Below are 20,462 nucleotides of genomic sequence, written 5' to 3'. Positions count from 1 at the left end.
TTCATGGGCCCGGGCTTCCTGGTCGCGGTCGGCTATATGGACCCCGGCAATTGGGCGACGGACATCGCCGGTGGCTCGGCGTTCGGCTATACGCTGCTGTCGGTCATCCTGCTTTCCAACCTGATGGCGATCGTGCTCCAGGCCTTGTCGGTGCGGCTCGGCGTCGCCGCGGGGCTCGATCTCGCCCAGGCCTGCCGCGCGCATTACCGTCGCCCGGTGGCGCTGCTGCTGTGGCTGCTCGCCGAAACCGCGATCATCGCCTGCGACCTTGCCGAGGTGCTCGGCACCGCGATCGCGCTCCAGCTATTGTTCGGCCTGCCGTTGGTCTGGGGCGTGATCGTCACCGCGCTCGACGTGTTCCTGATCCTCGCGCTGCAACGCTTCGGCTTCCGCAAGATCGAGGCGTTCATCGTCGCGCTGCTGCTGATCATCGCCGGCTGCTTCTGCTTCGAGCTGATCGCCGCCAAGCCCGACGTCGGCGCGGTGATGGCGGGGCTGATCCCCTCGCCCGGCATCCTCACCGACCCTGCCAAGCTCTATCTCGCGATCGGCATCCTCGGCGCGACGGTAATGCCGCACAACCTCTATCTCCATTCCTCGATCGTCCAGACCCGCGCGTTCGACCATAGCGAGGCCGGCAAGGCGGAGGCGGTAAAGCTCGCGACCTGGGACAGCACCATCGCGCTCGGCCTCGCCTTCTTCATCAACGCCGCGATCCTGATCGTCGCCGCCGCGGTGTTCCACACCGCCGGGCGTACCGAGGTCGCCGAAATCGACGAAGCCTATCGCCTGCTCGCCCCGATGATGGGCGTCGGCGCGGCGAGCGTGATCTTCGGCGTCGCGCTGCTCGCCTCCGGTCAGAACTCCACCGTCACCGGCACGCTGGCGGGGCAGATCGTAATGGAAGGCTTCCTCAACCTGCGCCTGCCGGTGTGGGCACGTCGGATGGTGACGCGGCTGCTCGCGATCGTTCCGGCGGTGCTGGTGGTCGGCAGCGCGGGCGACGGCGGCGCCACCCGGTTGCTGGTATTGAGCCAGGTGGTGCTCAGCCTCCAGCTGCCGTTCGCGGTGGTGCCGCTGGTGAGCTTCACCGGCAATCGCGTCATCATGGGCCGGCTCGTCAGCCCGCTGTGGCTGAGGGTGCTCGCCTGGGGAATCGCCGCGGTGATCATTGCGCTCAATCTCACCCTGCTGTGGGGCATGATCTGAGCGCCGAGGCAAGCCAACATTGGCGGTGACTTTTGCCGCGGCGCGGCGTTTATTGCGGGCCCGTTCATCATCACGGACCGCTTGTGACCGACACCCTAGTTGCTGCGACGCCGAACGCGCTCGCCGAGACCATCACCGACACCCTGGTCCACCGCATCGGCAAAGACGCCCAGGCCGCGCGTCCGCACGACTGGCTGGCGGCGACGATCCTCACCCTGCGCAACGAGATCATCGAGCGGTGGATGGAATCGACCAAGCAGGCGCATGCCGCCGGCGCCAAGCGGGTCTATTATCTCAGCCTTGAATTCCTGATCGGTCGGCTGCTGCGCGATGCGCTGTCGAACCTGCGCCATAACGACGAGGTCGCGGAGGCGCTCAAGACGCTCGGGGTCGATCTCGCCGATCTCGAGGAGATCGAGCCCGACGCCGCGCTCGGCAACGGCGGCCTCGGTCGCCTCGCCGCCTGCTTCATGGAGAGCCTCGCGAGCCTCGACCTGCCCGCCTACGGCTATGGCATCCGCTATGTGAACGGCATGTTCCGCCAGCGGATCAACGACGGCTGGCAGACCGAACTGCCCGAGAACTGGCTCGCGCACGGCAATCCCTGGGAGTTCGAGCGGCGCGAGAGCGCCTATTTCGTCGGTTTCGGCGGCGAGGTGGTCGCCGGCGCCAACAACCTGCCGCACTGGGCACCGGCCGAGGCGGTCGAGGCCGTCGCGTTCGACACGCCGATGGTCGGCTGGCGCGGCAAGCGCGTCAACACGCTGCGGTTGTGGAACGCCCGCGCGTTCGATCCGATCAAGCTCGACCGCTTCAACGCCGGCGACTTCCAGGGCGCGCTCGCCGGGCAGCTGCGCGCCGAGACGCTCACCCGCGTGCTCTACCCGAACGATTCGACGCCGGCCGGCCAGGAGCTGCGGCTGCGTCAGGAGTATTTCTTCTCCTCCGCCTCGATCCAGGACATCGTCCGCCGCCACGTCCAGTATTTCGGCGACATCCGCACCCTGCCCGACAAAGCGGCGATCCAGCTCAACGACACCCACCCCGCGGTCTCGGTCGCTGAGCTGATGCGGTTGCTCACCGACTTCCACGAGCTCGGTTTCGACGACGCCTGGGATATCACCCGCGCCACCTTCGGCTATACCAACCACACACTGCTGCCCGAGGCGCTGGAGAGCTGGCCGCTGCCGCTGTTCGAGCGGCTGCTGCCGCGCCACATGCAGATCGTCTATGCGATCAACGCCAAGCTGCTGCGCGAGGCGGCGGGCCGTCCCGGGATCGACGGTCGCGCGATCGCCGCGATCAGCCTGATCGACGAGGGCGGCGAGCGCCGGGTGCGCATGGCCAACCTCGCCTTTGCCGGCAGCCACAGCGTCAACGGCGTCGCCGCGCTCCACACCGAGCTGATGAAGCGCACGGTGTTCGCCGACCTCCACGGGCTCTATCCCGATCGGATCAACAACAAGACCAACGGCATCACCCCGCGGCGCTGGCTGCAGCAGTGCAACCCGGGGCTGACGACGCTGATCGCGAGCGCGATCGGCGAGGATTTCCGCGACGACGCGCAGAAATTGACCGCGTTGATTCCTTTCGCCGACGACGCCGCGTTCCGGGAGCGTTTCGCGGCCGTTAAGCGTTCGAACAAGGTGACGCTGTCGAGCCATATCAGGGAAAGCATGGGGCTGACGCTCGATCCGGACGCCATCTTCGATGTCCAGATCAAGCGCATCCATGAATATAAGCGCCAGCTGCTCAACATCATCGAGACGGTGGTGCTCTATGATCAGATCCGCAGCCATCCCGAGCGGCGCTGGACGCCGCGGGTCAAGCTGTTCGCCGGCAAGGCCGCGTCGAGCTATCACAACGCCAAGCTGATCATCAAACTCGCCAATGACGTCGCCAAGCGGGTTAACGCCGATCCGAGCGTCGGTGATCTGCTCAAGGTCGCGTTCCTGCCCAATTACAACGTCAGCCTCGCCGAGAAGATCATCCCCGCCGCCGACCTCAGCGAGCAGGTCTCCACCGCGGGGATGGAAGCCTCGGGCACCGGCAACATGAAGTTCGCGCTCAACGGCGCGCTGACGATCGGCACGCTCGACGGCGCCAACATCGAGATCAAGGATCACGTCGGCGACGACAATATCTTCATCTTCGGCCTCACCGCCGACGAGGTCGCCGAGCAGCGCAGCCACGGCTACAATCCCCGCGGGCTGATCGAGGGCTCCCCCGAGCTCGCCCAGGCGCTCTCGGCGATCGCATCCGGTGTGTTCTCGCCCGACGATCCCGACCGCTACAAGGGGCTGATGGACGGGCTGTACGGCAGCGACTGGTTCATGCTCGCCGCCGATTTCGACGCCTATGCCGCCGCCCAGCGCGACGTCGACACCCGCTGGAACGACCCCGCCGCCTGGGGCCGATCGGCGATCCTCAACGTCGCCAACGTCGGCTGGTTCTCGTCGGACCGGACGATCGGCGAATATGCGCGCGACATCTGGAACGTGATGTGACACCGCCGAGTGGCGCCATCTCCGCTCTCCTGGAAGGGCGCCACGACGATCCCTTTTCGTTGCTCGGCGCCTTCGCCGGGCCGGAGGGCACGTTCGCGCGGGTGTGGTTGCCGGGCTCGGAAGTCGCGCAGGCGTTCAGCCTCGCCGGCGACGATCTCGGCGCGCTCGAGCAGGTCGACGGCCGCGGCCTGTTCGAGGGTCTGATCGCGGGCGAGCCCCAGCCGCTCAAATATCGCGCCGGCGCCAAGGGCGCCGAATGGTGGGTGACCGACGCCTATAGCTTCGGCCCGGTGCTCGGCCCGACCGACGATTTCCTGATGGCCGAGGGCACCCACTTCCGCCTCTACGACAAGCTCGGCGCGCATCTGATCGAGCATCAGGGTGCGCCTGGCGTCCACTTCGCGGTCTGGGCGCCCAACGCCCGCCGCGTCTCGGTGGTCGGCGACTTCAACGACTGGAACGGCACCCGCCACGCGATGCGCCACCGCGTCGATGTCGGCGTGTGGGAGATCTTCGTTCCCGACGTCGGCGCCGGCCGCAGCTACAAGTTCGAGATCGTCGGCCCGGACGGCACGCTCCAGCCGCTCAAAGCAGACCCTTACGCCTTCGCCGCCGAACTTCGCCCCGCCACCGCCTCGATCACCACCGCCCCCGCCACCCACGTCTGGGGCGACGAGGATCATCGCGCGACCTGGGCCGCGACCGATCCGCGCCGGGTGCCGATGAGCATCTACGAGGTCCATGCCGGCTCATGGGACCGCGACGAGCATGGCTGGTTCCTCACCTGGGATGCGCTTGCCGACCGGCTGATCCCCTATGTGGTCGATCTCGGCTTCACCCACATCGAATTCATGCCGATCAGCGAGCATCCCTACGATCCGAGCTGGGGCTACCAGACGACCGGGCTCTATGCGCCCTCGGCCCGGTTCGGCGATCACGAGGGCTTTGCCCGCTTCGTCGATGGTGCCCATCGCGCCGGCATCGGCGTGCTGCTCGATTGGGTGCCCGCGCATTTCCCCACCGACGCGTTCGGCCTGGCGCGGTTCGACGGCACCGCCCTCTACGAGCATGAGGACCCACGGCTCGGCTACCATCCCGACTGGAACACCGCGATCTACAATTTCGGCCGGCGCGAGGTGAAGGCGTTCCTGGTCAACAACGCGCTGTTCTGGCCCGAACGCTATCATGTCGACGGCCTGCGCGTCGATGCGGTCGCGTCGATGCTGTACCGCGACTATTCGCGCAAGAGCGGCGAATGGATCCCCAACAAGGAGGGCGGCCGGGAGAATTGGGAAGCGGTCGAGTTCCTGCGCACCGCCAATCGCCAGGTCTATGCCCAGCATCCCGGCACCTTCACCGTCGCCGAGGAATCGACCAGCTGGCCCGGCGTGTCGCTGCCCGCGCACGAGGGCGGCCTCGGCTTCGGCTTCAAGTGGAACATGGGCTGGATGCACGACACGCTCCAATATTTCGCCCGCGAGCCGGTCCACCGCCGCCATCACCATGCCGAGATCACCTTCGGCCTCGTCTATGCCTTTGACGAGAATTTCGTGCTGCCGCTCAGCCATGACGAGGTCGTCCACGGCAAGGGATCGCTGCTCGCCAAGATGGCCGGCGACGACTGGCAGCAATTCGCCAATCTGCGCAGCTATTACGGCTTCATGTGGGGCTATCCCGGCAAGAAGCTGCTGTTCATGGGCCAGGAGTTCGCCCAGCGCCGAGAGTGGAGCGAGAATCGCGCGCTCGACTGGGATCTGCGCACCAGCCATGCGCACGAAGGTGTGCGCAACCTCGTGCGCGACCTCAACCGCCTCTACCGCGAGCATCCTGCGCTTCACGCGCGCGATTGCGAGGGCGAGGGCTTCGAGTGGCTGATCGGCGACGATTCGACCAACTCGGTGTTCGCCTGGCTGCGCAAGGCGCCGGGCGCCAAGCCGGTCGCGGTGATCGCCAATCTCACGCCCGTCGCGCGGGCGCCCTACCGGGTGCCGCTGCCGCACGCCGGCCGCTGGCGCGAGATCTTCAATTCCGACGCGCAAGGCTATTGGGGCTCGGGCCTCGGCAATCTCGGCGGTGTCGATGCCGAGCAGGGCGGCGCCTGGGTCACCCTGCCGCCGCTCGCCACCATCATGTTGGAATTTGAGGGATGAGCATGCGCGCGTGCGGGCAACGACCAGATAACAACAAGAACACAGGAGCGGGACAATGATCGACAGACACCGGCAGCCACTATCGCGCGACGCGATGGCCTATGTGCTGGCGGGCGGCCGCGGCAGCCGTTTGATGGAATTGACCGATACTCGCGCCAAGCCCGCGGTCTATTTCGGCGGCAAGAGCAGGATCATCGATTTCGCGCTGTCCAACGCGATCAATTCGGGCATCCGCCGCATCGGTGTGGCGACGCAATACAAGGCGCACAGCCTGATCCGCCACCTTCAGCGCGGCTGGAACTTCCTGCGCCCCGAGCGCAACGAAAGCTTCGACATCCTGCCCGCTTCGCAGCGCGTGTCGGAGACGCAATGGTATGAAGGCACCGCCGATGCGGTGTACCAGAACATCGACATCATTGAGAGCTACAGCCCCGAGTTCATGGTCATCCTCGCCGGCGATCACATCTACAAGATGGATTATGAGATCATGCTCCAGCAGCACTGCGACAGCGGTGCGGACGTGACCGTGGCGTGCATGGAGGTGCCGCGGATGGAGGCGGTGGCGTTCGGCGTGATGCACGTCGACGAGACCGACCTGATCATCGATTTCGTCGAAAAGCCCGCCGATCCACCGTCGATTCCCGGCAGCCCGGACATCGCGCTCGCCAGCCTCGGCATCTATGTGTTCTCCACCAAGTTCCTGTTCGAGGAACTGCGCCGCGACGCCGCCACCGAAGGCTCGAGCCGCGATTTCGGCAAGGACATCATCCCCTACCTCGTCAAGCACGGCAAGGCGCAGGCACACCGCTTCTCGGCGAGCTGCGTCCGCTCCAGCGGCGAGCCCGCTGCCTATTGGCGCGATGTCGGCACCATCGATGCCTATTGGGAAGCCAATGTCGATCTTACCGACGTCATTCCCCAGCTCGATCTCTACGAGCACGAATGGCCCCTGTGGACCTATTCGGAGATCACCCCGCCCGCCAAGTTCGTCCATGACGAGGACGGCCGCCGCGGCTCCGCCGTATCGAGCCTGGTGTCGGGCGATTGCATCGTCTCGGGCTCGACGATCCACCGCAGCCTGCTCTCCACCGGCGTGCGCGCGCACAGCTTCTCGTCGCTCGAGGAGGCGGTGGTGCTGCCGCAATGCCATATCGGCCGCGGCGCCCGGCTGCGGAAGGTGGTGGTCGATCGCGGTGTGATCATCCCGGACGGGCTGATCGTCGGCGAGGATCCGGTGTTCGACGGCCAGCGCTTCCGCCGCACCGACAAGGGCGTGTGCCTGATCACCCAGCCGATGATCGATCGCCTGACCGCGTGAGAACCATGTGTTCCTATCTGCCTTGCGGCGGCGACGCCCGATGATCGAAGCGCTGTCGGTCGCCTCCGAGGCGTTTCCGCTGATCAAGACCGGCGGGCTCGCCGACGTGGTCGGCGCGCTGCCGGCCGCGCTGGCGCCGCACGGCGTCGCCACCACCACGCTGATCCCGGGCTATCCGGCGGTCGGCAAGGCGATCAAGGGCGCCAAGGTGGTGCATCGCTGGCCCAAGCTGATGGGCGCCGAGGCGCGGCTGCTCTCCGGCAGGATCGGCGATCATCCGCTGTTGGTACTCGACGCGCCGGCCTTGTTCGCGCGCAGCGCCGGGCTCTACGGCCATGCCGACGACTGGCGACGCTTCGCCGCGCTGTCGCGCGCGGCCGCCGATCTCGCCACCGGCGCCGTGCCGCGGCTGCGCTTCGACATACTCCACGCTCATGACTGGCAGGCGGCGATGGCGCCTGCCTATGTCCGCTACATGCCCGACGGCGGGGTGAAGCCGCCAACCGTGATCACCGTCCACAACATCGCCTTCCAGGGCCAGTTCGGCGCCGACATCTTCCCCACGCTGGGGTTGCCGGACGGTGCCTTCTCGCTTGGCGGGGTCGAATATTATGGCGGCGTCGGCTTCCTCAAGGCCGGGCTCGAGGCCGCCGATGCGATCACCACCGTCAGCCCGACCTATGCCGCCGAGATCCGCGAGAACCGCTTCGGCATGGGGCTCGAAGGGTTGATCTCGGCGCGCCGTCATCGGGTGAGCGGCATCGTCAACGGCATCGACCCCGCGGTGTGGAGCCCCGAAACCGATACCGCGCTTCCCCAGCGCTACACGGTGCGCGGGCTAGGTCGGCGCCGCGCCAACAAGCGCGCGATCGAAAAGCTGTTCGGCCTTGAAGCGGGGGACGGCCCGCTGTTCACCGTGGTCAGCCGTCTGACCTGGCAGAAGGGCATGGACGTGCTCGCCGAATGCCTCGACGAACTCGTCGCGCTCGGGGGCCGGCTGGCGCTGCTCGGCTCGGGCGATGCGCCGCTTGAATCGGCCTTCCTCGCCGCCGCCGCGCGTCATCCGGGTCGGATCGCGGTCAAGATCGGCTATGACGAGCCGATGTCGCACCTGCTCCAGGGTGGTGCCGACGCGATCCTGATCCCGTCGCGGTTCGAGCCGTGCGGGCTTACCCAGCTCTACGGCCTCGCTTACGGCTGCGTGCCCGTGGTCGCGCGCACCGGCGGCCTCGCCGATACGGTGATCGATGCCAACGAAGCCGCGCTCGCCGCCGGCGTTGCCACCGGCTTTCAGCATGGCGATACCAGCTACCACAGCCTCGCCCATGCCATCCGCCGCGCGGTTGCCGCTTATGCCCGGCCCGACCTGTGGTGCACCATCCAGCGCAACGGCATGCGCGCCGATTTCTCGTGGAACGAGAGCGGCCGCCGCTATGCCGATCTCTACAAGACCCTCATAGGACAAGCATGACCCAGACCATCGCCACCACGCCCTATCTGGACCAGAAGCCCGGCACCTCGGGGCTTCGCAAGAAGGTCAAGGTCTTCCAGCAGCCCAGTTATGCCGAGAACTTCATCCAGTCGGTGTTCGACGCGATCGACGGCAAGGATGGCGCGACGCTGGTGATCGGCGGCGATGGCCGCTTCCTCAATCGCAAGGTGATCCAGAAGGCGATCCGCATCGCCGCCGCCAACGGCTTTGCCAAGGTGGTGGTGGGCCGTGGCGGCATCCTCTCGACGCCGGCGGCGAGCAACATGATCCGTATTCGCAAGGCGCTGGGCGGGCTGGTGCTGTCGGCGAGCCATAACCCCGGCGGTCCCGACGAGGACTTCGGGATCAAGTACAATATCGCCAACGGCGGCCCGGCCCCCGAGGGCGTCACCGAGGCGATCTATCAGCGCACCAAGGTGATCGATCGCTGGCTCACCGTCGACGCCGCCGACGTCGATCTCGACAGCGACGGCACGCTCGAGGTCGGCGGCATGGCGGTCGAGATCGTCGATCCCGTCACCGATTATGCCGCGCTGATGGAAACGCTGTTCGACTTCCCCGCGATCCGCGCCGCCGGCCTCACCATGTCGTTCGACGCGATGAGCGCAGTCACCGGTCCCTATGCCACCGAGATCCTCGAGCGCCGGCTCGGCTTCGCCCCCGGCACGGTCAGGAACGGCACGCCGCTCGAGGATTTCGGTGGCCACCATCCCGATCCCAACCTCGTCCACGCGCATGAACTGTACGAGACGATGATGGCGGCCGACGCGCCCGATTTCGGCGCCGCCTCCGATGGCGATGGCGACCGCAATCTGATCATCGGTCGCGATCGCTTCATCACCCCGTCGGACAGCCTGGCGATGCTCGCCGCCAACGCGCATCTCGCCCCCGGCTACCGGGCCGGGCTCAAAGGCGTTGCCCGTTCGATGCCGACCAGCGCCGCCGCCGACCGTGTAGCCGCCAAGCTCGGCGTGCCGGTGTTCGAGACACCCACGGGGTGGAAGTTCTTCGGCAATCTGCTCGACGCCGGCATGGCGACGATCTGTGGCGAGGAAAGCGCCGGCACCGGCTCCGACCACGTCCGCGAGAAGGATGGCCTGTGGGCGGTGCTGCTGTGGCTCAACATCCTCGCGGTGCGCGGCCAGTCGGTCGACGCCATCGCGCGCGACCATTGGGCGACCTATGGCCGCAACTATTACGCCCGCCACGATTATGAGGCGGTCGAGAGCGAGCGCGCCGATGCGCTGATGGCCGAGCTCCGCGGCAAGCTTGCCGCGCTGCCTAGCGAGGCGGTCGCCGGCCTCACCATCGAGACGGCGGACGACTTTGCCTATACCGATCCTACCGATGGCTCGGTAAGCCGCAACCAGGGCGTGCGCATCCTGTTCGTCGGCGGCAGCCGCGTGGTGTTCCGCTTGTCCGGCACCGGCACCTCCGGCGCCACCCTGCGCGTCTATCTCGAGCGCTACGAGCAGGACGATCTCGACCGCGACACCGGCGACATGCTCGCCGAGATCGTCGCCGCGGCCGACGAGATCGCCGGCATCACCCGCCACACCGGCCGCACCGAACCGGACGTCATCACGTGACCGGCGCCCCCACGGGGGCGCTGGGCGCACAAGTATTTGATAAATGTGCGTTATTTACCGTCCACTCGGCCGCCCCAGTCACCTTGTGCCTGTTCGACGGGGCGACCGAGCGGCAGGTGCCTATGCGCGAAGTTAGCGAACTTTGGGTCGCCGACGTGCCCGGCGTCGGTGCCGGTCAGCGCTACGGCTATCGCACCGCCGCCGACCCTGCCAAGCTCCTCGTCGACCCCTATGCCGTCGAGCTAGACCGGCCGTTCCGCTACGACCCTGCGCTGGCCGAGCCAGGCGCCGAGACCGGCCACCTCGTCCCCCGCGCCATCGTCCCCGCAGCCCCGTCGTCCGCGCCGGCCGACCTGCCGCCGCCGCTCTTCACCCCCGGCGGGCTGATCTACGAGCTCAACGTCCGCGGCTTCACCATGCTGCACCCCGACGTTCCCGAGGCTCAGCGCGGCACGCTCGCCGCGCTCGCCCATCCCGCGGTGATCGCCCACCTCCAGCAGCTCCGCATCTCGGCGATCGAGCTGATGCCGATCGTCGCCTGGATCGACGAGCGCCACCTGCCCCCGCTCGGCCTCACCAATGCCTGGGGCTACAACCCGGTGGTGCCGATGGCGCTCGACCCGCGGCTCGCGCCCGGCGGTGTCGACGAGCTCCGCGCCACCGTCGCGGCGCTGCGCGCGGCGGGCATCGGCGTGATCCTCGATCTGGTGTTCAACCACAGCGGCGAAAGCGACGTGCACGGGCCGACGCTGTCGATGCGCGGGCTCGATGAGCGCCTCTATTATGCCCATGCAACCGACGGCACGCTGATCAACGACACCGGCACTGGCAACACGCTGGATTGCGCCCGCCCGGCCGTGCGCGCGCTGATCCTCGATAGCCTGCGTCATTTCGCCCGCGCTGGCGTCGACGGCTTCCGCTTCGATCTTGCCACCGTGCTCGCCCGGGGCCCCGGCTTCGATCCCGCGGCGCCGATCTTTGCCGAGATCGCCGCGGACCCGCTGCTCGCCAGCCGCGTGATGATCGCCGAGCCCTGGGACATCGGCCCTGGCGGCTACCAGCTCGGCCACTTCCCTGGCGACTGGCTCGAGTGGAACGACCGCTACCGCGACGACGTTCGCCGCTTCTGGCGCGGCGATGGCGAGGCGGGCGCGCTCGCGCGGCGGATGACCGGCTCGTCGGACCTGTTCGCCGGCAAGCATAGCCGCAGCGTCAACTTCATCGCCGCGCATGATGGCTTCACCCTTGCCGACACAGTGAGCTACGAGCACCGCCACAACCTCGCCAATGGCGAAGGCAATCGCGACGGCCATGGCGACAATCACAGCTGGAACGGCGGCAGCGAAGGGCCGAGCGACGATCCGGCGGTGCTCGCCCGGCGCAATGCCGACGTCCGTGCGCTGCTCGCCACCCTGTTTGCCTCGCGCGGCACGATCATGCTGGCCGCCGGCGACGAGTTCGGCCGCACCCAGCGCGGCAACAACAACGCCTATGCGCAGGACAATCCGATCGGCTGGGTGGACTGGACCGGTCGTGACCGGGCGCTGGAAGCGTTTGTGGCGCAGCTTGCCGATCTGCGCCACGCGGCGCGCCTCGACGTGACCAGCTTCCTCGCCGCAGCCGACTGGCGCCGGCTCGACGACGAGCCGATGACCAGCGACGACTGGCATGACGCCATCGGTTTCGAATTCCGCCTGCCGGCCGATGACGATCTCGCCGTGATCCGGGTCGATCGTGGTCACCGCCGCGTCACCCTCGCCAAGGCCCGCCTGCTGGAGAGTCGCCCATGATCCGCCCGCTGATGCTAGCCCTTGCCTCGCTGCTGGTCGCAGCCTCGCCGCTCGCGCCTTCCCAGCGCTTCGGCAAGCTGTTCCACGAGGTGCAGATGCGCCGGCTGTTCCCTGACGGTAAGACGTTCGCCGATGCCCAGCCGCGGCGCTCCGACGCCGCGATCAACGCCGCTTTCGCGCGGTGCCGTTGCGGCGACGATGCGACGCTGAAGGCGTTCGTGCTCGCCAACTTCACCCTGCCGGTCGTGCCCGCAGCGCCGCCACCAGCGCGCAAGCTCGGCGTCGCCGCGCATATCGACGCGCTGTGGCCGCAACTCACCCGCACCTTGCCCACCGTCCCCGCCGGGTCGACCGCACTGCCCTTGCCGCGCCGCTTCGTCGTCCCCGGCGGCCGCTTCCGCGAGATGTATTATTGGGACAGCTGGTTCACCATGCTCGGGCTGCAGGCGTCGGGCCGCCAGGATCTGGTCGATGACATGATCGCCGATTTTGGCAGCCTGATCGATCGCTACGGCCATATCCCCAACGGCACCCGCAGCTATTATCTCAGCCGCTCGCAACCGCCGTTCTTCTATCTGATCGCGGGCATGTCGCAGGACCGCGCCACGCTCGAACAACGCACCCGCTGGATGCGCACCGAGCAGGACTTCTGGATGACCGGAGCCGCGACGCTGAAGCCCGGCGGCGAACACGCCCGCGTCGTCCGCCTCGCCGACGGCACGCTGCTCAACCGCTATTGGGATGATCGCGCCGCACCGCGCGACGAAAGCTATCGCGAGGATGTCGAACTCGCCGACGCGACCCCTGGGCGCAACCGCGAACAGTTATATCGCGACCTGCGCGCGGGTGCCGAAAGCGGTTGGGATTTCTCCTCGCGCTGGTTCGGTGACGGCAGAAATCTGGCGACGATCCGCACCACGCGGCTGGTACCGGTGGATCTCAACAGCCTGATGGTCGGCATGGAACAGGCCATCGCCGCCAATTGCGCGACATTGGGTGATCGCCCCTGCGCCACGCGATTCGAACGGCTCGCCGCCACCCGCGCCGCTGCCATCCGCCGCTATCTGTGGAACGCCGACGGCTTTTTTGCCGACTATGATCTCGATCACCGACGCGTCTCGCCGGTACGCACCGCGGCGATGGCGTTTCCGCTGTTCACCGGGGTCGCTTCGGTGGACCAGGCCGCGGCCACGGCCAGGGCAATCGGCGCGCTCACCGGCGAGGGCGGCCTGCGCACCACGCGCGTCGACACCGGCCAGCAATGGGATTCGCCCAATGGTTGGGCACCGCTGCAATGGATCGCGATCCATGGCCTGCGGCGCTACGGCGCCAATGCCGTCGCCGATCGCATCGCCAATGGCTGGCTCGGCAGTGTCTCGCGCGAATATGCAGCAAGCGGCAAGTTGCTGGAGAAGTACAATGTCGTCGAACGCAAGCCAGGCGGTGGCGGCGAATATCCCAATCAGGACGGCTTCGGCTGGACCAACGGCGTCACCCGCGCGCTGATGGCGGGCCGCTAACGCTGCATCGCCATGTCGGGCATCAGATTATGGTCCAGATGCGCCATGATCCAGATCGAGCCGATCAGCACCAGCCCGACGATCAGCACGCCGAAGGCCAGCGCCAGCACGTTGTTGGTATTGTCCGGCCCGCTGGTGACGTGGAGGAAGAAGACCAGGTGCACGCCCATCTGCGCGATCGCCAGCGCGATCAGCGCGACGGGGATCGCCGGGGTCCAGACCAGCTTGCTGCCGACCACATAGAAGGACGCTGCGGTCAGCAAGGCCGCGAGCAGGAAGCCGATCGCATAGCCGCGTACCTGCGCGGTCAGCGACTGCCCGGCGCCATCATGCTCGCCCGGTGCGCGATCGTCGTCTAGCTCGCTGCCACCCTGATCGCGGCTGTCTTGCTTGTTGCTGCTCATGCGGCCTTCCCCAGCAGGTAGACGACGGTGAAGACGGCGACCCAGATGATGTCGAGCGCGTGCCAGAACAGGCTGAAGCATGCGATGCGGCGGACGATCTCGTCGCGGAATCCCTTGGCCCAGACCTGCGCCATCATCGTCGTCAGCCAGATCAGTCCGAGCGTCACATGGACGCCGTGGCAGCCGACCAGCGCGAAGAAGGACGACAGGAAGGCGCTGCGCCCCGGCCCGTTGCCCTCGGCGATCAGATGGGTGAACTCGTACAATTCGAGCGCGATGAAGCACGTGCCGAGCACCGCCGTCACCGCCATCGACAGCTGGAACCAGAACATGTTCTTCGCCGCTGTGGCGATCCCCGCCATGCCGCAGGCAAAGGACGAGGCGAGCAACAGCGCCGTTTCCCAACCGACCAGCGGCAGCTCGAAGATCTCGCGTCCGCCCGGACCGCCGGCGGTTTCCTTGGCTAGCACCGCATAGCCGGCGAAGAAGCCGGAAAAGAGGATGAAGTCGGTGAGCAGGAAGATCCAGAAGCCATAAGCGACCACAATCCGCTTTGGCGCGGGCCCGCGCTCGCTCGGCGGTGTATCGCCGCGACCGAGCCGGTGCGGATCGCTTTGCTGCGAGGAAACGGCAGCGTCGGTCATGCCACCTGCCCCTCGGTCAGGCCCAGCATCTGCGCCTTGCCCTGCCGTCGCTCGTCGTCGAGCCGCCTTGCCTCGTCGGCACTGATCTCGATCTCGTTCTCGTCGCGCCAGGCGAACACGACGAAGGTCGCCCAGGCGCCGATGAAGCCGAGGATTACCAGCCACCAGATGTGCCACACCAGCGCGAAGCCCATCGCCGTGGTAAAGAAGGCGGTGACGACGCCGGTGGGTGAATTGCGCGGCATCTCGAAGCTTTCGTAATCGGGGCGCTCGGACAGTTCCTGCTTGTCACGTGCCTGGGACTTGACGCCCCAATAGGCCTCCTCGCCCTCGACGTTGGGCAGCACCGCGAAGTTGAACGGCGGAGGCGGTGAGGTGGTGATCCACTCCAGGCTCCGCCCGTCCCACGGGTCGCCGGTGGTGTCGGCCAGCGCATCGCGCTGCCGGACCGAGACATAGAGCTGCATGGCCTGGCAGAACATGCCGCCCGCGATCATCAGCGCGCCGAACGCCGCGGCGATCAGCCAGGGCTGCCACTCGGGCACGTCATAATGCTGCATCCGCCGCGTCATGCCCATCAACCCGAGCACGTAGAGCGGCATGAAGGCGACGTAGAAGCCGATCACCCACAGCCAGAATGCCGCTTTTCCCCAACCGTCGTGGAGCCGGAAGCCGAATGCCTTGGGGAACCAGTAGTTATAGCCGGCAAAGGCGCCGAACAGCACGCCACCGATGATCACATTGTGGAAGTGCGCGACCAGGAACAGCGAGTTGTGCAGGACGAAATCAGCAGGTGGCACCGCGAGCAGCACACCGGTCATCCCGCCGATCACGAAGGTGATCATGAAGGCGATCGCCCACATCATCGGCACCTCGAAGCGGATTTTGCCGCCGTACATGGTGAACAGCCAGTTGAACACCTTCACGCCCGTCGGCACCGCGATGATCATCGTCGTCACGCCGAAGAAGCCGTTGACGTCGGCGCCTGCCCCCATGGTGAAGAAATGGTGCAGCCAGACCATGAACGAGAGGATGCAGATCGCCATGGTCGCGATCACCATCGAGCGATAGCCAAACAGCGGTTTGCCCGAGAAGGTGGAAACCACCTCGGAGAAGATCCCGAACGCGGGCAGGATCAGGATGTACACCTCGGGATGGCCCCAGGCCCAAATGAGGTTGACGAACATCATCTGATTGCCGCCGGCATCGTTGGTGAAGAAGTGGAACCCGAGGTAGCGGTCGAGCAGCAGCATCGCGAGGGTCGCGGTGAGGATCGGGAAAGCCGCGACGATCAGCAGGTTGGAGGCGAGGCTCGTCCAGCAGAACATGGGCATCCGGGTATAGCCCATGCCCGGGGCGCGCATCTTGAGGATGGTGGTGACGAGGTTGACCCCCGACAGCAGCGTTCCCACGCCCGATATCTGCAGCGCCCACAGGTAGTAATCGACGCCTACTCCGGGCGAGAAGCGCAGCTCGCTGAGCGGCGGATAGGCAAGCCAGCCGGTCTTGGCGAATTCGCCGATCACCAGGCTCATGTTGATCAGCAGCGCACCCGATGCCGTAAGCCAGAAAGAGACGTTGTTGAGTGTGGGGAAGGCGACGTCGCGCACGCCTAGCTGCAGCGGCAAAGCGAAGTTCATCAGCCCGATCATGAACGGCATCGCGACGAAAAAGATCATGATCGTGCCGTGCGCGGAGAAGATCTGGTCATAATGATCGGGCGGCAGATAGCCGGGGTTGCGGTAGGCGATCGCCTGCTGCGAGCGCATCATCGCGGCATCGACAAAGCCGCGCACCAGCATCACCAGCGCGAACAGACAGTACATGATGCCGATGCGCTTGTGATCGACCGACGTGATCCACTCGCGCCACAGATACGGAAGATGCCCCGCCTTCCACAGCCAGCCGATCACGCCGAGACCGACAAAGCCGACCAGCGCCGCGGCGATCAGCGGGATCGGCTGGTCCCACGGAACCGAATGCCAGTTGAGCTTGCCGAACACGCTCACTTCTCCCGCCCACCGTTATCGGTCTCGTGCACCGGTGCACCGGCCTGCTTGACCGCGGCGGCAAAGAACTCCGCCGGTACGCTGCCATAAGTAAAGGGCGCGACATTGCCCTTCTGCTTCGCCAGCGCGAGATAGCTGCGTCCATCCAGCACAGGACCGTGGCCGCGGGCGGCCGCCGCCCAGGCGACGAAGCGCTGCGGCGGCACGGCATCGACCGCGAAGTTCATGTCGGCAAAACCTTCGCCGCTGTAGTGGGCGGACAGGCCGTTGAAGCGGCCGGGGCGATCCGCCATCAGATTGAGCTTCGACTGCATCCCCGCCATCGCGTAGATCTGACTACCGAGCCGGGGCACGAAGAAGCTGTTCATTACCGTGGCCGAGGTGATGCGGAAGCTCACCGGGGTGCCTGCGGGAATCACCAGATGATTGACGCTGGCGATGCCCTGTTCGGGGTAGATGAACAGCCATTTCCAATCGAGCGCGATCACTTCGACGGTGATGGGGCGCTGCTTGGAGGCGAGCGGGCGCGGCGGATCGAGCTCGTGGCTGGCGATCCAGCCCATCCCGCCAAGGAAGATGATGACGAGCAGCGGCACCGACCAGACGAGCAGCTCGAGCCGCCCCGAATAGGACCATTGCGGCAGATGCTTGGCGCGCGCGTTGCCGGCGCGGAACCACCAGGCGAACACCAGGGTGAGGACGATCACCGGCACGACGATGCACAGCATGATCGCCACCGAATTGATCAGCAGCGTCTTCTCGCCCGCCGCGACCGGGCCGGCGGGATCGAGCAGCGCGGGCGCACAGCCGCCAAGGCTGCCGGCTGCCAACAAAGTGGCGACGCGGCGTGGGTTCAGCATCGGGCGGTGATGGGCTGTGGCAGCGTCATGATTCCCCTGAGCGCCGGTGCCGCTATCGCGATCGAAGGACGTCGGCTGGGGAACGTCCGGAATCGGCAGTAGGTCCCCCGCGGTCGAGAAAAGAGCGCGATGAGGCGCTTCGGCAGTCATGACCGCCCTTCGTGCTAGGGGCTGCCGGCAGGTGATGGATCCTGAAACGAGTTCAGGATGACGGTGGGAGGAAGGCGGGCGTCAGCGCGCGTCGATCCGGCGCGCCGAGCGCCGCCACGCCAGTGATTGCCGGTTGAGCGTGGCAAGGTCGGCGGAGCCCGCCGCTGCCGCCTGCCCGAGGCGCACGGCCTCGCCGAGCAGGGCAACGTCGATGTGCCGGTAAGCGGGCCGACGGGCGACAGCGGTGTACCACACACCGCCGACCGCGGCGTCGAGCAGAATGCGCTGGAAGCAGTGATCGGCACTGACCGGCCAATCCCGCGCGGCTGCCAAGGCGGGGAGGGTCACGCCCGTCAGCTCCAGCCACGCGCGCTCCAGCGCGGCGCGGCTCCCGTCGGGACCCGCGCCGGCCGTCATCAGATGTGGATAGGCTTGCCGAGCACCGCCATCGCCGCTTCCTTGATCGCCTCGGAATGCGTCGGATGGGCATGGCAGGTGTAGGCGATATCTTCGCTGGTTGCGCCGAATTCCATCGCCTGCGCCGCCTGCGCGATCATCGTCCCCGCCACGGTGGCGATTGCCCATACGCCGACGACGCGATCGGTCTTGCCGTCGGTGATGATCTTCACAAAGCCGTCGGGCTCGTGATTGGTCTTGGCGCGGCTGTTGGCGAGCATCGGGAACTTGCCGACTTTGATCGTGCCGCCATTCTTCTCGGCCCGGGCCTTGGCGGCCTCCTCCGACAGGCCGACGCCGGCGATCTCGGGCACGGTGTAGACCACGCTCGGGATGATGTCGTGGTTCACAATCCCGGTGAGGCCGGCGATATTCTCGGCGACGGCGATGCCTTCATCCTCGGCCTTGTGCGCGAGCATCAGGCCGGGCGCGACGTCGCCGATCGCCCAGATGCCGGGCACCGAGGTCGCGAAATCATGATCGATGTCGATCTGGCCGCGCTGATTGACCGCGAGGCCGGCGGCCTCGAGGTTCAGCCCCTCCGTGTTGGGCCTGCGCCCGATCGCGACCAGCACCGCATCCGCCTCGATCGTCGCCGCGTCGCCACCGGCGGCGGGCTCGACGGTCAGCGTCGCCTTGTCGCCGGCGACGGTGACGCCAGTGACCTTGGTCGACAGCTTGAACTCAAGACCCTGCTTCTTGAAGATCTTGTTCGATTCCTTGCGGACCTCGCCATCGAAGCCCGGCAGGATCTGGTCGAGATACTCGACCACGGTGACCTTGGCACCGAGACGCCGCCACACCGAGCCGAGCTCAAGCCCGATCACGCCGCCGCCGATCACCACCAGATGCTCGGGAACCTTGGGCAACTCGAGCGCCCCGGTCGAATCGACCACCACCTTCTGGTCGACCGTCACGCCCGGCAGCGGGGTGACCGACGAGCCGGTGGCGATGACGATGTTCTTGGCGCGCACGCTGCGGCCCGCGACATCGACGGTGTCCTTGCCGGTGAAGGTCGCGCGGCCCTTCAGCCATTCGACCTTGTTCTTCTTGAACAGATATTCGATGCCGCCGGTGAGCTGCTTGACCGCATCCTTGCGCTGGCCGTGCATCGTATCGAGATCGAGCTCGACGGTCGTCTTGATGCCGAGCTTCGCCATCGCGCCATTGGCGGCGGCGTCATAATATTCGGATGCGTGGAGCATCGCCTTGGAGGGAATGCAGCCGACGTTGAGGCAGGTGCCTCCCAGCGTCTCGCGGCTTTCCGCACAGGCCACCTTGAGGCCGAGCTGCGCCGCGCGGATTGCCGCGACATAACCGCCGGGACCGGCGCCGATCACCAGGACGTCGAAATCAAAATCAGCCATTCCACACTCCGTTCGCCCTGAGCTTGTCGAAGGGCTGTACTGGTCCTCATCCGTTCGGAGGAAGAGCAGGTTTCGACAAGCTCAGACCGAACGGATGTAGGGATTTCACGTCGTTATTACAGGTCGATCAGGACGCGGGTCGGATCCTCGATCGCATTCTTGAGCGCGACGAGGAAGGTGACCGCCTCGCGGCCGTCGATCAGGCGGTGATCGTAGGACAGCGCCAGATACATCATCGGCCGGATCACGATCTGGCCGTTGACCACCACCGGACGCTCCTCGATGCGATGGAGGCCGAGCACCGCCGACTGCGGCGGGTTGATGATCGGGGTCGACATCAGCGAACCGAACACGCCGCCGTTCGAGATGGTGAAGGTACCACCGCGCATCTCGTCCATCTTGAGCGTGCCGTCCTTGGCGCGCTTGCCGAAGTCGCCGATCGTCTTTTCGATGCCGGCGACCGTCAGGTCCTGCGCATCGCGGATCACCGGCACGACCAGGCCGCCCGGCGACGACACCGCGACCGAAATGTCGGCGTAATCGTGATAGACGATCTCGTCGCCCTCGATCGAGGCATTAACCGACGGGATGTCCTTCAGCGCCATGGTCGCGGCCTTCACGAAGAAGCCCATGAAGCCGAGGCGAACGCCGTGCTTCTTCTCGAACAGATCCTTGTACTTGGCGCGTGCCTCGATCACCGCGGTCATGTCGACGTCGTTGAACGTCGTCAGCATCGCGGCGGTGTTCTGCGCCTCCTTGAGGCGCTTGGCGATGGTCTGGCGCAGGCGCGTCATCTTGACGCGCTCTTCCTTGCGGCCACCCGTCGGCGCGGTGGCAGGCGCGGCAGCGGCGGCCGCCTGGGGCGCAGCGGCAGGCTTGGCGGCAGCCGCGGCGGTCACGTCTTCCCGGGTGATCCGGCCATCCTTGCCGGTGCCGGTGATCGAGGCGGGATCGAGGCCATATTCGAGCACCGCGCGGCGCACCGACGGCGACAGCG

The 20,462-nt window shown here is 66.7% G+C and carries 15 protein-coding genes; 8 read left to right on the top strand and 7 right to left on the bottom strand.

Annotation, left to right across the window (positions count from 1 at the left end; all coding sequences use genetic code 11):
- The 8 genes from OXR60_RS18645 to treF all read left to right on the top strand — a co-directional run.
- Window positions 1-1,209 (top strand): Nramp family divalent metal transporter (locus tag OXR60_RS18645; RefSeq protein WP_267397498.1); only part of this gene is annotated, 1,209 nt, incomplete at its 5' end.
- Between the two features lie 83 nt (window positions 1,210-1,292).
- Window positions 1,293-3,716 carry a glycogen/starch/alpha-glucan phosphorylase gene (locus tag OXR60_RS18640; RefSeq protein WP_267397497.1) on the top strand — a complete coding sequence of 808 codons (2,424 nt, stop codon included), beginning with the start codon at window positions 1,293-1,295 and terminating at the stop codon, window positions 3,714-3,716.
- Window positions 3,713-5,866, top strand: coding sequence for a 1,4-alpha-glucan branching protein GlgB (glgB, locus tag OXR60_RS18635; RefSeq protein ID WP_267397496.1), 2,154 nt, complete (start codon window positions 3,713-3,715; stop codon window positions 5,864-5,866). Before OXR60_RS18640 ends, glgB begins: the two co-directional genes overlap by 4 nt.
- Window positions 5,867-5,921: 55 nt before the next feature.
- The gene (gene glgC / locus OXR60_RS18630; RefSeq protein WP_267397495.1) at window positions 5,922-7,184 is read left to right on the top strand and encodes a glucose-1-phosphate adenylyltransferase; all 1,263 of its coding nucleotides are present in this window, start codon (window positions 5,922-5,924) and stop codon (window positions 7,182-7,184) included.
- Window positions 7,185-7,224: 40 nt separating this feature from the next.
- On the top strand, window positions 7,225-8,655 hold the full coding sequence (gene glgA, locus OXR60_RS18625; protein WP_267397494.1) for a glycogen synthase GlgA: 1,431 nt from the start codon (window positions 7,225-7,227) through the stop codon (window positions 8,653-8,655).
- Window positions 8,652-10,265, top strand: coding sequence for an alpha-D-glucose phosphate-specific phosphoglucomutase (locus OXR60_RS18620; RefSeq protein WP_267397493.1), 1,614 nt, complete (start codon window positions 8,652-8,654; stop codon window positions 10,263-10,265). Before glgA ends, OXR60_RS18620 begins: the two co-directional genes overlap by 4 nt.
- 20 nt (window positions 10,266-10,285) lie before the next feature.
- Window positions 10,286-12,055, top strand: a complete 1,770-nt coding sequence (glgX, locus tag OXR60_RS18615; RefSeq protein ID WP_267397499.1) for a glycogen debranching protein GlgX — start codon at window positions 10,286-10,288, stop codon at window positions 12,053-12,055.
- A complete protein-coding gene (gene treF, locus OXR60_RS18610; RefSeq protein WP_267397492.1) occupies window positions 12,052-13,575 on the top strand; it encodes an alpha,alpha-trehalase TreF in 1,524 nt (507 codons plus the stop codon). The genes glgX and treF overlap by 4 nt, the downstream gene beginning before the upstream one ends.
- Here the strand turns inward: treF and cyoD are convergent.
- The 7 genes from cyoD to odhB all read right to left on the bottom strand — a co-directional run.
- Complete coding sequence (cyoD, locus tag OXR60_RS18605) at window positions 13,572-13,979, bottom strand: cytochrome o ubiquinol oxidase subunit IV (protein ID WP_267397491.1); 408 nt, start codon at window positions 13,977-13,979, stop codon at window positions 13,572-13,574. The genes treF and cyoD overlap by 4 nt on opposite strands.
- Entirely contained in the window at window positions 13,976-14,623 is a 648-nt protein-coding gene (gene cyoC / locus OXR60_RS18600) for a cytochrome o ubiquinol oxidase subunit III (RefSeq protein ID WP_267397490.1), read from the bottom strand. Before cyoC ends, cyoD begins: the two co-directional genes overlap by 4 nt.
- A complete protein-coding gene (gene cyoB / locus OXR60_RS18595; RefSeq protein ID WP_267397489.1) occupies window positions 14,620-16,632 on the bottom strand; it encodes a cytochrome o ubiquinol oxidase subunit I in 2,013 nt (670 codons plus the stop codon). Before cyoB ends, cyoC begins: the two co-directional genes overlap by 4 nt.
- Window positions 16,629-17,492 (bottom strand): ubiquinol oxidase subunit II, encoded by an 864-nt coding sequence (gene cyoA / locus OXR60_RS18590; RefSeq protein WP_267397488.1) that lies wholly within the window; start codon window positions 17,490-17,492, stop codon window positions 16,629-16,631. Before cyoA ends, cyoB begins: the two co-directional genes overlap by 4 nt.
- A gap of 231 nt (window positions 17,493-17,723) precedes the next feature.
- The gene (locus OXR60_RS18585) at window positions 17,724-18,059 is read right to left on the bottom strand and encodes a GCN5-related N-acetyltransferase (RefSeq protein ID WP_267397487.1); all 336 of its coding nucleotides are present in this window, start codon (window positions 18,057-18,059) and stop codon (window positions 17,724-17,726) included.
- Window positions 18,059-19,465 carry a dihydrolipoyl dehydrogenase gene (gene lpdA, locus OXR60_RS18580; protein WP_267397486.1) on the bottom strand — a complete coding sequence of 469 codons (1,407 nt, stop codon included), beginning with the start codon at window positions 19,463-19,465 and terminating at the stop codon, window positions 18,059-18,061. The genes OXR60_RS18585 and lpdA overlap by 1 nt, the downstream gene beginning before the upstream one ends.
- A 116-nt stretch (window positions 19,466-19,581) precedes the next feature.
- Window positions 19,582-20,462, bottom strand: an 881-nt coding sequence (gene odhB, locus OXR60_RS18575) for a 2-oxoglutarate dehydrogenase complex dihydrolipoyllysine-residue succinyltransferase (RefSeq protein WP_267397485.1), incomplete at its 5' end; no start/stop codon positions are given.

Origin of the sequence: Sphingomonas sp. GC_Shp_5 (assembly GCF_026540855.1) — a bacterium.
Classification (GTDB): Bacteria; Pseudomonadota; Alphaproteobacteria; order Sphingomonadales; family Sphingomonadaceae; genus Sphingomonas.
This window is presented reverse-complemented; position numbering and strand designations above follow the sequence as displayed.

Bases quoted from the DNA above. Each gene is read 5' to 3' on its own strand.
- glgC (WP_267397495.1), top strand. From the start codon at position 5,922: ATGATCGACAGACACCGGCAGCCACTATCGCGCGACGCGATGGCCTAT.
- glgA (WP_267397494.1), top strand. From the start codon at position 7,225: ATGATCGAAGCGCTGTCGGTCGCCTCCGAGGCGTTTCCGCTGATCAAG.
- OXR60_RS18620 (WP_267397493.1), top strand. From the start codon at position 8,652: ATGACCCAGACCATCGCCACCACGCCCTATCTGGACCAGAAGCCCGGC.
- treF (WP_267397492.1), top strand. From the start codon at position 12,052: ATGATCCGCCCGCTGATGCTAGCCCTTGCCTCGCTGCTGGTCGCAGCC.
- cyoD (WP_267397491.1), bottom strand. From the start codon at position 13,979: ATGAGCAGCAACAAGCAAGACAGCCGCGATCAGGGTGGCAGCGAGCTA.
- cyoC (WP_267397490.1), bottom strand. From the start codon at position 14,623: ATGACCGACGCTGCCGTTTCCTCGCAGCAAAGCGATCCGCACCGGCTC.
- cyoA (WP_267397488.1), bottom strand. From the start codon at position 17,492: ATGCTGAACCCACGCCGCGTCGCCACTTTGTTGGCAGCCGGCAGCCTT.
- OXR60_RS18585 (WP_267397487.1), bottom strand. From the start codon at position 18,059: ATGACGGCCGGCGCGGGTCCCGACGGGAGCCGCGCCGCGCTGGAGCGC.
- lpdA (WP_267397486.1), bottom strand. From the start codon at position 19,465: ATGGCTGATTTTGATTTCGACGTCCTGGTGATCGGCGCCGGTCCCGGC.